This is a genomic window from Roseateles chitinivorans (assembly GCF_050632235.1).
GTDB classification, from domain to species: Bacteria; Pseudomonadota; Gammaproteobacteria; order Burkholderiales; family Burkholderiaceae_C; genus Roseateles; species Roseateles chitinivorans_A.
This window is the reverse complement of record NZ_CP192584.1, coordinates 4,458,351-4,470,851: the sequence shown is the minus strand read 5'-3', so window position 1 is coordinate 4,470,851 and position 12,501 is coordinate 4,458,351. Positions and strand designations below refer to the sequence as shown.

At 67.2% G+C, this 12,501-nt stretch carries 12 protein-coding genes and 2 pseudogenes; 5 read left to right on the top strand and 9 right to left on the bottom strand.

Features of this window, described 5'->3' with window-relative positions; all coding sequences use genetic code 11:
• The first annotated feature begins 81 nt into the window (after window positions 1-81).
• Together ACQ859_RS20285 and ACQ859_RS20280 are read left to right on the top strand one after the other, a co-directional pair.
• Window positions 82-801: an MCP four helix bundle domain-containing protein gene (locus tag ACQ859_RS20285; RefSeq protein WP_431262465.1), complete on the top strand. Its 720-nt coding sequence runs from the start codon at window positions 82-84 to the stop codon at window positions 799-801.
• Window positions 792-1,627: pseudogene (locus ACQ859_RS20280) on the top strand (methyl-accepting chemotaxis protein). Before ACQ859_RS20285 ends, ACQ859_RS20280 begins: the two are co-directional and overlap by 10 nt.
• 94 nt (window positions 1,628-1,721) lie before the next feature.
• On the opposite strand, the gene ACQ859_RS20275 reads toward ACQ859_RS20280, so the two are convergent.
• Window positions 1,722-2,171 (bottom strand): hypothetical protein, encoded by a 450-nt coding sequence (locus tag ACQ859_RS20275; protein WP_431262464.1) that lies wholly within the window; start codon window positions 2,169-2,171, stop codon window positions 1,722-1,724.
• Between ACQ859_RS20275 and ACQ859_RS20270 the strand changes: the two genes are divergently transcribed.
• Entirely contained in the window at window positions 2,114-3,022 is a 909-nt protein-coding gene (locus ACQ859_RS20270; protein ID WP_431262463.1) for an SMI1/KNR4 family protein, read from the top strand. The genes ACQ859_RS20275 and ACQ859_RS20270 overlap by 58 nt on opposite strands.
• A 269-nt stretch (window positions 3,023-3,291) precedes the next feature.
• On the opposite strand, the gene ACQ859_RS20265 is transcribed toward ACQ859_RS20270, so the two are convergent.
• Genes ACQ859_RS20265 through ACQ859_RS20255 form a run of 3 tightly spaced genes read right to left on the bottom strand, consistent with a single transcriptional unit; the run spans window position 3,292 to window position 5,023 of the window.
• Window positions 3,292-4,284 (bottom strand): hypothetical protein, encoded by a 993-nt coding sequence (locus tag ACQ859_RS20265; protein ID WP_431262462.1) that lies wholly within the window; start codon window positions 4,282-4,284, stop codon window positions 3,292-3,294.
• Window positions 4,281-4,628, bottom strand: coding sequence for a hypothetical protein (locus ACQ859_RS20260; protein WP_431262461.1), 348 nt, complete (start codon window positions 4,626-4,628; stop codon window positions 4,281-4,283). The genes ACQ859_RS20265 and ACQ859_RS20260 overlap by 4 nt, the downstream gene beginning before the upstream one ends.
• Window positions 4,629-4,672: 44 nt before the next feature.
• Window positions 4,673-5,023: an energy transducer TonB gene (locus ACQ859_RS20255; RefSeq protein ID WP_431262460.1), complete on the bottom strand. Its 351-nt coding sequence runs from the start codon at window positions 5,021-5,023 to the stop codon at window positions 4,673-4,675.
• 225 nt (window positions 5,024-5,248) lie between these two features.
• Between ACQ859_RS20255 and ACQ859_RS20250 the strand changes: the two genes are divergently transcribed.
• Both ACQ859_RS20250 and ACQ859_RS20245 read left to right on the top strand, forming a co-directional pair.
• The gene (locus tag ACQ859_RS20250; RefSeq protein WP_431262459.1) at window positions 5,249-5,629 is read left to right on the top strand and encodes a hypothetical protein; all 381 of its coding nucleotides are present in this window, start codon (window positions 5,249-5,251) and stop codon (window positions 5,627-5,629) included.
• Entirely contained in the window at window positions 5,626-6,123 is a 498-nt protein-coding gene (locus ACQ859_RS20245) for a hypothetical protein (protein ID WP_431262458.1), read from the top strand. The genes ACQ859_RS20250 and ACQ859_RS20245 overlap by 4 nt, the downstream gene beginning before the upstream one ends.
• A gap of 34 nt (window positions 6,124-6,157) precedes the next feature.
• On the opposite strand, the gene ACQ859_RS20240 is transcribed toward ACQ859_RS20245, so the two are convergent.
• The 5 genes and pseudogenes from ACQ859_RS20240 to araG all read right to left on the bottom strand — a co-directional run bounded on the left by ACQ859_RS20240 (window position 6,158) and on the right by araG (window position 12,501).
• Window positions 6,158-8,050: an NPCBM/NEW2 domain-containing protein gene (locus ACQ859_RS20240; RefSeq protein ID WP_431262457.1), complete on the bottom strand. Its 1,893-nt coding sequence runs from the start codon at window positions 8,048-8,050 to the stop codon at window positions 6,158-6,160.
• A 141-nt stretch (window positions 8,051-8,191) separates the two neighbouring features.
• The gene (locus tag ACQ859_RS20235) at window positions 8,192-9,136 is read right to left on the bottom strand and encodes a LysR substrate-binding domain-containing protein (RefSeq protein ID WP_431262456.1); all 945 of its coding nucleotides are present in this window, start codon (window positions 9,134-9,136) and stop codon (window positions 8,192-8,194) included.
• A gap of 2 nt (window positions 9,137-9,138) precedes the next feature.
• Window positions 9,139-9,906 (bottom strand): SDR family oxidoreductase, encoded by a 768-nt coding sequence (locus tag ACQ859_RS20230; RefSeq protein ID WP_431262455.1) that lies wholly within the window; start codon window positions 9,904-9,906, stop codon window positions 9,139-9,141.
• A gap of 4 nt (window positions 9,907-9,910) precedes the next feature.
• Window positions 9,911-10,795: pseudogene (gene araH, locus ACQ859_RS20225) on the bottom strand (L-arabinose ABC transporter permease AraH); the annotation flags it as partial.
• Between the two features lie 194 nt (window positions 10,796-10,989).
• Entirely contained in the window at window positions 10,990-12,501 is a 1,512-nt protein-coding gene (gene araG, locus ACQ859_RS20220; protein WP_431262454.1) for an L-arabinose ABC transporter ATP-binding protein AraG, read from the bottom strand.

Below are 12,501 nucleotides of genomic sequence, written 5' to 3'. Positions count from 1 at the left end.
GCACGCCCACGCGGGGCGATAGGCCCTCAGGCTTCCCGGGTTGGTGCCGATCCCAAGGGCATTCACAACAAGGGAGTGCCCATGTCTTCGGTGTTCAATCTCAGGATCGGCGGGCGACTGGCCGTCGCGTTCGGGCTGATGGTCCTGCTCATGCTGCTGATGGCGGGCGCGTCGAACGGCGGGCTGACGTCGGTGGACGGCCGGCTGGACCAGGTGATCGGCGACCGCTACGTGAAGGTGCGGTCGGTGGGCCGCATCTTCGACGAGCTCAACCTGCAATCCCGCAATGCGCGCAACGTGCTGCTGCTGGACACGGCGCAGGAGCGCGAGCTGGAGCTGGCCTCGATCCGCGAGTCGCGGCAGCGCGCGGCGAAGATCTATGACGAGCTGGTGCCGACGGTCCAGGACACGCAGGCCAAGGCGCTGCTCGAGGCGTCGCTGAGCGTGCGCAAGGGCTACGGCGAAGCGCTGGACGCATTCTTCGCGCAGGTGAAGGCGGAGGACATGGACGGCGCGAAGCTCGTGCTGATGCAGAAGCTGCGCCCGTCGCAACTGGCCTACGTGGATGCGCTGACGAAGCTGGTGGATCGCCAGGAGCAGTTGATGGCGGAGTCCGGCACGCAGGCGAAGGAGGCGGTGCGGGACACGACGCTGGTGCTGTGGATCGCGGTGATCGCGGGCGTGGTGGCAGGTGTTGCCTTCGGCGTGATGGCGACGCGGTCGGTGACGCGGCCGCTGGCGGAGGTGCGTCGGTTGATGGAGTCGGTGGCGGGGGCGACCTCACGGCGGACGTGCGCGTGACGCGCAGCGATGAGCTGGGGGAGCTGCAGGAGAGCCTGGCGCGCATGGTGGGAGGCCTGCGCGGGCTGGTGCGCGAGGTGCGCAGCGGCGTGGACTCGGTGACGACGGCGTCGAGCCAGATCGCCGCGGGGAACCTGGACCTGTCGAGCCGCACCGAGGAACAGGCGAGCAGCCTGCAGCAGACGGCGAGCTCGATGGAGGAGATCACCGGGACCGTGCACCAGGCGGCGGACAGCGCGCGTCAGGCGACGGCGCTGGCGGCGGAGGCGTCGGGGACGGCGAAGCGCGGCGGGGAGGTGATCGGGCGCGTGGTCGCGACGATGGATGCGATCACGGACAGCAGCAAGCGGATCGAGGACATCATCGGGGTGATCGATGGGATCGCGTTCCAGACGAATATCCTGGCGCTGAATGCCGCGGTGGAGGCGGCGAGGGCGGGGAGCACGGGCGAGGATTTGCCGTGGTGGCGAGCGAGGTGCGCGCGCTGGCGCAGCGCAGCGCGAGTGCGGCTAGGGAGATCAAGACGTTGATCGGGACGTCTGGGGTGTCGGTGGCGTCTGGCGGCCGTGAGGTCGCAGCCGCTGGCGAAACGATGCGGGAGATCGTCGAGCAGATCAGGCGCGTGAGCGAGCTGGTGAATGAGATCTCCGGCGCCGCCGGAGAACAAAGCCGCGGCATTGAGCAGATCAATCAGGCGATCACGCAGATGGATCAGGTGACGCAGCAGAACGCGGCGTTGGTGGAAGAGAGTGCCGCGGCTGCCAACAGCCTCGAAGCGCAGGCTCAACGATTGGCGGAGTCGGTGGCCTCGTTCAAAGTCCTGTGAGGGTTAGAGCACGCGAGAAAGGGGTGCGTGCGGGGGCATTCATTGCGTGAGTGGTGTCACTGAGTAGTGATAGGCGTCACTCGTCCAGCAGTGACTAGAGCGCGGAATCATGAAATCGATACTGGCGTCCCCGCTCGTTGATGATGCTGACATGGCGTAATGCATCAGCGTCTGAGATGCCCTGTTGCCTGAGAACGGCATATAGCTGATAGAACTCCCCCTTGAGGTTGCCAGCAAAGATGCCGGGGTCGTCTGATCCAAGCGACACCATGATGGGAGTGTCGCCTTCACGCACATGACCTGCAGCGCCAATCCAACGAAGAGCGTGGTGCTCTTCAAATCGTTCGTATTGGCTAATGCGAACGTTGCTGCTGGGTAGAGTCTCAATTACGACTCGTCGCTCTGCAACACGCCGCATCAGCGCTTGCTGCAGTCGGAGATAGACGAAAGGTGTGAACAGCGAATCTTGAGTTTCAACGCTTAAGAGTGATTCAGCACGCTCCCGGAGCTTCTGATCGTTATGCCAATTCCACAGCAACGTCACGGCTTCCTGATCTTGTTCATTCGATTCGCTTACTAGGCGGGCTTCTTCGCGTAAGCTATCTACAAGCGAGGCATGGGACGCCGGCGGCAGTCGCGCAAGCGGAAGCGGCACTCGGCGTGAAGTTGCCGGACGCCTATCTGGCCTGTCTCCAGGTGCAGAACGGTGGCTACATCCGTTATGAATTACCGGACAAGGAACCGCCGCACAACTCGATCTGGGGCATTGGGCCGCACTTCCCCAACATCAACGAATACCACCAAGCCCTCGATCCGGAAGCTGCCGAAGACGACGGATGCTGGTCGCCGAGCGACTGCAATCGGCTGGTACCGTTCGATGGCGACGGGCATTGGTTCCTCTGTCTGGACTATCGGAACGCTGAGGAGCCGCGCGTCGCCTTCGTCGATGTTGAGGCGGAGCTTGACCTTCAGGTCGCCGCCACCTTCGAGGGCTATCTGCGCCTGCTCGTGCCGAGCTACGGCAGCGACATCCTGGGCCTGCGCCATGCGGCTTCGATCGATGAGGCGGCGCGCCGCCTGCGACCGTTCACCGGCGTCGATTTCGATCCTGCCGATGAAGATGACCATGGCTACCCGGTTCGCCGTTGCAAGTTGCAATCGGGTGGTGATCAAGAATGGATCTGGTTGTCGCCCAATCAGGCAAAGCGCGGCTTCGTACGCACCTCTGATCGACGCTACGCCGAGCTGAAGGATGCTTTGCAGGGAGATGCGCTTCGCCTGCCCGAGTACCCAGATGTCCAGGTATTGATTGGCTGCACAGATGGCATTCGCGACCGCCTCGTCAGCTGGTGCGTCAACGAAGGCATGGAGCCCGTGATGCTGGGAAAGGACTGAGGGTGCCGATTGCGCTGATTTCCTTGGCCCCCGCTTCCTGCCGTGGCGAGCGCTGCACGGTTGAAGAGGGCGGAGGATTCTTTGAGGGCGGGCTTGTCTTGATGGCGCTTTGGCTCTTCTGCTACAGCGTGGCCTACGTCGGTGTCACCCTGGCGATTGCGAGGTATCACGTTCGCAAGGGCGAGGGGCAGTGATCAGCGGAGGGAGCGGTGTCCCGATGGGGGCTCCGCCGCCAGATGCGGACGCAGGCCAACCCCCATGTGTTCTCGTCAACAACCGCTGCTTTCGCCTTGCACAAGGAGCTTCCAGCCGTCCGCGCTCCGCCCCAGCGCCTCGTACCACCACCACTCGTATCCCGACCCGGAGAACACCAGGTCATCGTGGCCATCCTGGTCGATGTCCATGTAGGTCAAGAAGCGGCGGGGCGAAAATTCCTGGACGGCCTCGGTGTGGTTGAACTCCTTGTGCGTGAGCCGATAGCGGCCGCTCTTGTCCGCCTCCGCGATCATCCGTAGTTCGTAGCCGTGATAGGACAGTTCCGGTTCGTCCTGTCCAGATTGGCTTTCGAAGCTGGCCGTTGCGATCAACACCGGAAACGGAGAATCGCCGGATGGGCCGACATCGATGATCAGCCCCGCCGGCCCGTTGGCATCGTGGGCGTTCAGGAGCGCGTTCATGGGGCCTTCGCCGACGGCTTCGGATTGCAAGACGGAACGGACCAGGTCGACCATCTGTCGTCGCTGCTCTCCCGTCAGGGCGGGAGCCGGCTTCGGCTTTCCTGACTTGAGGTCGAAGTTCGTCGCGATGCCGCCTTCGAGCGTCGAGGCCCCCTTCGGTACGCGCGCGAAGCTCGCCATCATGGAGTAGCAACCCGGCTCCTCCTTCCTGTTCACCAGTGCCAGCCCCTCCGCTGCGCCCCTGGAATAGAGGTGATACGCGCGCCGAGTGGCGAAGTACCGTTCCGAGAAGCGACGAGCGGCATCGGCCATTGCCTCCTGGTCGCCCGAGCCCGTTGAATACGACATGAGCTCGCCATGGTCCAGCGTGGCGAGAGGACTAATCGTGCCCCCATCGACGACGAAGATCAGTTGGGGCTCGTCGGACGCCCGCCGCACCACGGGGTTCCTCAAATCGGCGAGTTGCTGGCGCAGCCGCGCCGCGCCGGCGCGCTCGCCCGCCATCTCCAGCGCGCGGATCGCGGCCTCGTGCGCCCCTTCATCCAATGCGCCCAGCGCCACGACACGGTCGGCGAGTTGCTTCACCAGTCCCCGATCCTGGGGGAGGCCGCCCTCAGTCGATCAAGTTCGCCGGGCAGGGAGGGTTCCTCGTCCCCGACCAGGTCGGCGCGGATCCAACCCGTGTTGCCGCCGTGCATCGGCGCCCAGGCCTGCAGCCAGCCGCCGTCTTCACAGGTCACGCGAAGCGGCGTCGCGATGGGCAGATGAATTCGCAAGCCCGACGAGGTGGCAGGTCCGTCGCGCAGGGCCGCCGAACTGGCGATGACGAAACGCTCGAACGATTGGCGTGTCGGGGACTTCTCGGCGCAGGAGGGGACAACGCCTTCCGCCGACGCCGCGCTGCAAGCCCACAGCGCCAGCCAGAGCATCACGCTCCGGACGCACCGTGTTCGCCGCCGTTGTCCTTGCGCAGTCATCCCCATTTGTGGCTCCACACGCATCCATGAGCCGTGCCGCGCGAAGGGAATCGCATCTTCTCGAAGAAGGCCATCGTGTCGGCGTCGAAGGTCTTTTCCGGACTCGAGTCCGTGATCTGCAGATTCACGACGTCGCCTTGCTCCACATCGAACCGGATGAGTGCCCAGCCATGCTTCGCGGTGCTCGACTTCGGGCTGTCCGCCAAGTCCGGCGGGCCCAGTTCATTGCAGGCGGTGCTGTTGCGGACGGTAGCCGGTTCCGGTCGCACGGGAAGTCGGAGCGCAGTGGTGCTGCAGCCGATACACAGCGATAGCGCTCCGAGAGTGATGCAGGCGAGACGTCGCATGGCGCTCCTTGTTTGAGGAGCTGGAAACTAACGCGTGTCGCGGAGACGGGGATAGGGCGAAAACCCGAGCGGGCAGTGCCGCCGGCATGCGCGGGTTCATTGACTTCACCTCCGCTTCACCGGGACATCGCTCTGGCCACTCGCGACGAAGCAACACTCGATGACATGCACGTGCTGTCATCTCCTCGCTCTCCCGCCCCCGCCCCCGGAATCCGGTTCCTGACCTTGAGCTTCCGCTGGTTGGGCCACGTCGCGGCGTTGACCTTCTGGTCGGGAGCCCTGCTGCTCCTGCTCGTGAACGGAATCGGCGCTCGCGCGGAGTCCGTCAAGGTGTCGCCGAGCGGTCGATACGTCTTGGTCGAAATTCACTTCGATCCAGGTGCCATAGGAACGGCACGTCAGGGGTTTGCGTTGAGGCAGAGCCGCGATGGTTCCGGGGAGGCATTCGTCGACCTGAAAGCTTCGCCCGCCGTCGCCGGCATCGGTCGGGAATGGACGGCCGAGTCGATCACCTTGAGCGGGGTTCCCGCATCGTCCTTGCGACGGATCGTGCGCAGTGGTGCTCCAACCATGCACATGGTCTTGCGCTTCGGAGCCGATGAATGATCGCGTGGCAACAACTCGTCCGCAGCGCCATCGACCGTCCCGCCGCCTTCGTCATGCGGTGTCTGCGGTGGATCGGCATCGCGGGGTTTCTCTGGGTCTTCGGACAGTTGCTCGTCGAGCAGGCGGTCATCCTGATCCAGGACCGTGACTGCACGTCCACCGTCGCGCAGCGCATCATCCTGCCGAACCCGGAGCGGGCGGTGGAGGCCAGGATCCATCGGTGCACGACGGCGATTCAAAGGCGGCCAAGGCTTCGATGGGACGCTTGGGCCATTTCCACGGAGCCCGGCAAGGAGGGGAGCCGCTTGCTGATCTCCTTGGAGTACCACGAGAACGCATCGCCGAGATTGCGTCTGGATCCGGCTTCACATGCGGTCATCGACCGGTTCAGGTTTGCCGACATCCTGAATTGGGATCACGGCCGCGGCGAGGGCTTCGTGCCGACCGATTTCCTGTTCATGGACGACGAAGGCGTCGAACGGCAGCTGCCTTGAGTGATCTTGCTGTTCAGACCTGGCACCGCCCCGCCTATTCGACCCGCGCCTCACCCCAGGTCACCACCACCGGCCCGTCGGCATCCTTGCCATGCTGCCGCGCCACCAGCTCGACCAGCTTCACCCCGCGCAGGTCCGCACGGAGCTCGCGGACCGGCTGGCCGAACTTCATCGGCGGCGTCGATGCGAGCCGTTTGCCATCGCCCCAGACTTCGAAGCTGACCGGCGACGTCTTGCCGCGCGTCGAATCATCGACGCCCACGTTCGCCGTGAAGCGGAGCGACCCCGCCGGCACGCGCACCTGGAGCCGCGAATCGGCCAGCGTGCCGATGCCGTGCCGAAAGAGCCGGCCCTGGACCTGGAGCGCCTGGTCATACGGTGTCGAATCGGCGCGCGGTCCGCCCCAGCCGGCGTAGGCAGGCCGCGTCCCGCCGGTGTCCGTGCTGCCCCAGGACGCGAGGGAGCGGTAGCCGATGGGGTCGGGCTCCAAGGCGCGGACGCCGTCGCGCGCCACGTAGACGTCGCCGGGTCGCTCGGACACGTAGTAACCGCGAGGCAGCGCGTGCCGGCCCGTCGCCGTCAACAGCAGCGTCTCGCGCGGCTTGAGCTCGAAGACGCGCTCGCCGGTGAAGGTGCCGTCGTCGGAGCGCGTCCAGCTGTTGCGCAGCGCGATGGGCGCGGCCGCGTCCATCTTCAGATGCGCGGCCGTCAGCGTGATCTTGCCGGGCTCCGAGCCGCGGTTGAACAGCAGCACCGCCTTGCGGCCGTCGGACAGCGTCTTGACGAGGATCTGGCGGTCGCTGTCGGCGTACGCGATGACGCCCTGGTGTCCGGCGGGATCCTGGTTGATGGCGACGACCTCCGGCGCCTTCAGGATGTCGATGATGGCCGGCGACGCCTTCGAGAGGTCGGTCCCCATCATCAACGGCGCGGCCACGATCGCCCACAGGGCCATGTGCGTGCGCGCCTCGTCGAGATGCCGGCCGTCGAAGTCGCCGTTGCCGATCTCGAGCATGTCGGGGTCGTTCCAGCGGCCGGGACCGGCGTAGAACTCGCGTGTGGACACGGAATCGAAGTTGTGCACCATCTGCGAGAAGCCGCTGGCGATGTCGCGGCTGGTCCGCCACATCGTGCCGTAGTCCTGGCCCCAGCTGCGCACGTTGACGGTGCCCCACAGGCAGACCGACAGGACGTAATCGCCCTTGGGCCGCACCTCGTGCAGCGCGCGCCGCAGGCGGCCGTAGAGCGCCTTCGTGCCCGCGACGTCGGACTGGTTGACGTTGCCCTCGACGATCATGGGCTTGAAGGCCCGGTACTGGCCCGAGGCGACGTGGGCACGGTCGCGTCCATAGGACGAGAGACCGCAGCCATCGACCTTCAGGTAGTCGAAGTTCCACTCGCGGAAGAAGAGCGCCACGTCCTGTTCCACGAAGTCCATCAGGCCCACCTCGCGCTCCGCGGGTGTGCCTTCGGGCAGGTTGGGGCTGTCCGCGTCATAGGCCTGCGAGCAGGCGTTGCGGCCGATGTCGCTGTAGAGGCCCGCCTTCAGGCCCATCGCATGGATCCTGTCGGTGAAGGGCCGCAGCGACGAATCCTTGCCGGCGATCGCCGCGCTGGGGAACAGCCCGGTGCGGACCTGGAGCCGGCCGTCGCCGGTGCGGCGCTTGAGCCACCAGCCGTCGTCCACGTTGATGCTGCGGTAGCCGGCGCTGGCCAGTCCCGAATCGACGATGACCTGCGCGGAATCCAGGACCTTCTGCTCGGTGATGTCGACGCGGAAGGCGTTCCAACTGGACCAGCCCATCGGCGGCGTGGGCGCGGTGCCCACCGGCTGGTGTTCCCAGCGGCCGGTCGGCTGCAGCGGCGCCTGCTGTGCCTGGGCCCCGAAGGCGGTGAGGAGGGCGAGGCACAGGAGAGACTTTGTCATGGCCCCAGTCTACGAATGCTTTCGTTTGTCGCCGTCTCTCGTTTTCCACGAGATTTTCTCTTGCGATTGTCGATCGAACGAAAGTGCTCGAAACTTCTGCCTTGCTTGGTGCCCGCAGCGGGCGTCGCGCCGGTGGCGGCGTCAGAGGACCCGACGCGCGGCTTCTTCCCTCAGGCAGTCGAGCATGAGCTCGGCGCCCGGCGACAGCTGGTGGCCGCGCCGCGTGACGATGCCGTAGGCGTCCATGCGCAGCCCCAGGTCGAAGTCGAGGACCGTCAGCAGACCGGCGTCGCGGTAGGGCTGGATCAGTTCCTCGGGCAGGGCGACGACCATGTCGGACATGCCCAGCAGGCTGGTCACGACCGGCAGCGACAAGGTCTCGACCGCCTGGTGCGGCTGGTCCAGGCCGGCGCTGAGGAACAGCGCGGTGAGCCGGTCCCGCAGGATGCTGCCGCCCGGCGGCAGGATCCAGGCCTGGCGGGCGAGCTCCTGCAGGCTGAGATCACTTCGCCCGGCCAGCGGATGCCCGGCGCGCACGATGATCCGGTGCGGCTCTTCGGACAGCGGCTCGAAGCTCAGCTGGGCCGCGGACTCGCTGTCCAGCACGCGGCCGATGACGAGGTCCAACTCGCCATTCTGCAGCTGCTGGATCATCGGTTTGCTGGTGTCCACCGTGATGGTCACGTGCACCCGCGGCTGCCGGGCCTTGAGCGCGACGACGGCCCGCGGCAGCAGGGTGGTCGCCGGCGTCAGCACCGCGCCGATGGCCACGCGGCCCGACAGCCCCGACGACAGCTCCATGACCTCCTGGTGCCCGGCGTCCAGCTCGGCGAGGGCCGCCCCGGCGCGGCGGATCATGACCGCCCCGTAGTCGGTGGGCGCCACGCCGCGCGGCAGGCGGTCGAACAGCTTCATGCCCAGCGCGTGCTCCAGCTCGGCCAGCAGCTTCGAGGCCGCGGGCTGCGTCAGGTTGGCGGCCTGCGCCGCATGCAGGATCGATCCGTGGCGGCCCAGCTCCACGAGCAGCACGAGTTGCCGGACTTTCAGATGGGATCGGACGAAGCGGTCGGAACGCGGATCGGGCATGCCTAGTCGTGATAAAGCTGCGAACGCCCGCCATCGATCAGGATGTCCGTGGCGTTGATGAACCGGGCCTCGTCGCTGGCCAGGAACAGCGCGGTGTAGGCCACCTCGATGGGCTCGCCGATGCGTTTGCAGGGGAGCAGGTCGATCTGGCGTTGCGCCTCCTCGGGAGTCAGGCGCTTGAGCCATTCCACCACACGCTCGGACAGGATGAGCCCGGGCGAGATCGAGTTGACGCGCACCTTGCGCGCCGCGTATTGGATGCCCAGCGACTTGGTCAGCCCGATCAGCGCGTGCTTGGCGACCGCGTAGGGGAACGCGTCCGGGATGATGCGATGGCCGTGCACCGACGCGATGTTGACGATGCTGCCGCCGCCGCCGTCGAGCATGCCGGGCAGCACGGCGCGGCTGCAGTGCATCGGCCCCTCGAGGTCCACGGCGAGGCAGCGTTGCCACTGCGCCGCCGTCATCGCCAGCGGCTCGGTGAAGATGTCCAGGCCGGCGTTGTTGACCAGCACGTTGATCGGACCGAAACGGTCCGCGCCCCTGGCGACCATCGCCTGCACCGCCGACTCGTCGGCGATGTCGGCCGCGATGAAGAGCGCGTTGTCCTCGCCCAGTTCGGCCAGCAGCGCCTGCGAGTGGTCGTCGACGGCCAGGTCGTTGAGGATGACCTTCGCCCCCTCCGCGACGAAGAGACGGGCCACGGCCTTGCCGATGCCCTGGGTGGAGCCGGTCACCAGCGCGACCTTGCCTCTCAGACGTGCACTCATCGTGTCAGGCGCGGCGCTCGCCGCGCGTTTTCAGTTGATCGAGCAGGACCGCGGCCAGCAGGATGAGGCCGCGTACCAGGTATTGATAGAAGGCGTCGACGTTGAGCAGGTTCATGACGTTCTCCACCGTGCCCATGATGAGCACGCCGACGACGACGCCGAAGATACGCGCCTTGCCGCCCTGCAGCGACACGCCGCCCAGCACGCACGCCGAGATGACGTCCAGCTCGAAGCCGGTGGCCGCGTTGGGCTGGCCGCTCGTGATGCGGGCGGACAGGATCAGCCCGGCCAGGGCCGTGACGACGCCCTGCAGCAGGAAGATCCAGACCCGCAGCCGCTCCACGCGGACGCCCGCCAGGCGCGCCGCCTCCGGGTTGCCGCCGATGGCCAGGGTGTTGCGGCCGAAGACGGTGCTGTTCAGCAGCACGCCGAAGACCAGGAAGCACAGCGCCGTCGTCCAGATCGGCAGCGGCAGGCCCAGCCAGGTGCTGTCGCCGAAGCTGATGAAGTCCTCGTGGTCGATGCCCACCGCCTGGCCCTTGGAGGCGATGAAGGCCAGGCCGCGCACCATCAGCATGGTGGCCAGCGTGGCGATCAGCGCGTTCACGCGCAGGTAGGCGATCAGCACGCCGTTGCCCGCGCCGATCAGGGCGCCGGCCAGTAGCCCGCCGCCCACGGCCAGCGCCGCGCTGCCGGTGCGCTCGAGCACCATGGCGCCCAGCACGCCGGCGAAGGCGACGGTCGAGCCCACGCTGAGGTCGAAGTCCCGGGAGGCCAGGCACAACATCATCGTGCACGCCACCATGCCGATCTGGGCGACGGACAGCAGCAGGCCGACGACGTTGGCCGTGGAGAAGAAGTTCTCGACGGTCAGCGCCAGCACGACGAAGAGCAGCCCGTAGCCCAGCGTCATGCTGTGCTCCTTGAGGAGGGCGCGGGCGGTGGGGTGCATGCCGGGAGGGCGTTCCGTGGGAGGCGCGGAGGACGGAGAGGAGGAGGGCGCGGAGGACACCGCGGATGACGCCGGGGAGGGCGCCGTGGATGACAGGGCGGATTCTGACGTGGAGTGCATGGTAGTCATGGTCAATGCAGGGGCGCCGGCGGCGCTCCGTCAGGGAGCGCCAGCGCGAGGGCGGCCGTCTCGCTGGCGTCGGCGCGCGAGAGCTCGCCGCTGATGCGTCCGCCGCGCATGACGATCACGCGGTCGGCGATGCCCAGCACTTCGGGCAGCTCGCTGGAGACGACGATGACGGCGCAGCCGGCCGACGCCACGTCGTGGATGATCCGGTAGATCTCGTTCTTGGCGCCGACGTCGATGCCCCGCGTCGGCTCGTCCAGGATGAGCAGCTTCAGATGCGGCTCGGCCAGCCACCGCGCCAGGATGACCTTCTGCTGGTTGCCGCCCGACAGGAGGCGGATCTCCTGCCCGCGATGCGGCGTCTTGATGCGCAGCTTGCGGATGAAGGCGTCGGCGCGCGCCGCCTCGAGCCGCGGCCGCAGGAAGAGGCCGCCCGCCAGGCCGTGACGCCGGCAGCTGATGTTGATGTTCTCCGCGACGGAGCTGTGCGCCAGGATGCCCTGTTCCTTGCGGTCCTCGGGACAGAGCACGATGCCTGCCGCGATGGACGCGGGCGGGCCGCCGTCGGACACCGCCCGGCCGTCGAGCAGGACCTCGCCGCCGCGGCGCGCATCGGCGCCGTAGAGCAGCCGCATCAGCTCGGTGCGGCCGGCGCCGACGAGACCGAAGAAGCCCAGCACCTCGCCGCGGCGCACGCTGAAGCTCAGCGGCTCGGGCAGGCGGTCCCCGTGCAGGCCCCGCACCGCCACGCGCTCGGGACCGTGCTCGCGCGCGCGGTAGTCGTAGATGTCCCGCAGCTCGCGGCCGACCATGTCGGCGATCAGGCGTTCACGCGGCACCTCGGCCATGACCTCGTGCGTGACGATCTTGCGGCCGTCCCGGAAGATCGTGCAGGCGTCGCAGAGCTCGTACAGCTCTTCCAGACGGTGCGAGATGTAGATGAGCGTGCGGCCCTCCGCGCGCAGGCGCTTGACGAGCCGGAAGAGGATCTCCGTCTCGCGGTGCGACAGGCTGCTGGTGGGCTCGTCGAAGGCGATGACCCGCGCGTCCTGCAGGACCGCCTTGCAGATCTCCACCATCTGCCGCTGGGCGATGGACAGCTCGGACAGCCGCGCGCCCGGATCCAGGTCCACGCCGATCGCCGCCAGCTGATCGGCCACGCGGCGGCGCGCGGCCTGGTGGTCCACCAGGCCCAGGCGCGTCGGCAGCCGGCCCAGCAGGGCGTTCTCGGCCACCGTCAGCTCGGGGACGTACTGCAGCTCCTGGTGGATGATGGCCACGCCGGCGGCGATCGCGTCGCCGGCCGAGCTGAAGCGGCACACCTCGCCGTCGAGCCGCAACTCGCCGCCGTCGGGCCGGTACTGGCCGCCCAGGATCTTCAGCAGCGTGCTCTTGCCGGCGCCGTTCTCGCCGAGCAGTCCCATCACCTGGCCGGCGCGCGCTTCGAAGCAGACACCGTCCAGCGCCTTGACGCCGGGGAAGTGCTTGCTGATGTTGTCGAATCGCAGCGACGCCAT

Excerpts from the sequence above, each read along its gene's own strand:
- ACQ859_RS20235 (WP_431262456.1), bottom strand. The coding sequence starts at position 9,136 with ATGCCCGATCCGCGTTCCGACCGCTTCGTCCGATCCCATCTGAAAGTC.
- ACQ859_RS20245 (WP_431262458.1), top strand. The coding sequence starts at position 5,626 with ATGATCGCGTGGCAACAACTCGTCCGCAGCGCCATCGACCGTCCCGCC.
- araG (WP_431262454.1), bottom strand. The coding sequence starts at position 12,501 with ATGGCGTCGCTGCGATTCGACAACATCAGCAAGCACTTCCCCGGCGTC.
- ACQ859_RS20285 (WP_431262465.1), top strand. The coding sequence starts at position 82 with ATGTCTTCGGTGTTCAATCTCAGGATCGGCGGGCGACTGGCCGTCGCG.
- ACQ859_RS20260 (WP_431262461.1), bottom strand. The coding sequence starts at position 4,628 with ATGCTCTGGCTGGCGCTGTGGGCTTGCAGCGCGGCGTCGGCGGAAGGC.
- ACQ859_RS20240 (WP_431262457.1), bottom strand. The coding sequence starts at position 8,050 with ATGACAAAGTCTCTCCTGTGCCTCGCCCTCCTCACCGCCTTCGGGGCC.
- ACQ859_RS20255 (WP_431262460.1), bottom strand. The coding sequence starts at position 5,023 with ATGCGACGTCTCGCCTGCATCACTCTCGGAGCGCTATCGCTGTGTATC.
- ACQ859_RS20230 (WP_431262455.1), bottom strand. The coding sequence starts at position 9,906 with ATGAGTGCACGTCTGAGAGGCAAGGTCGCGCTGGTGACCGGCTCCACC.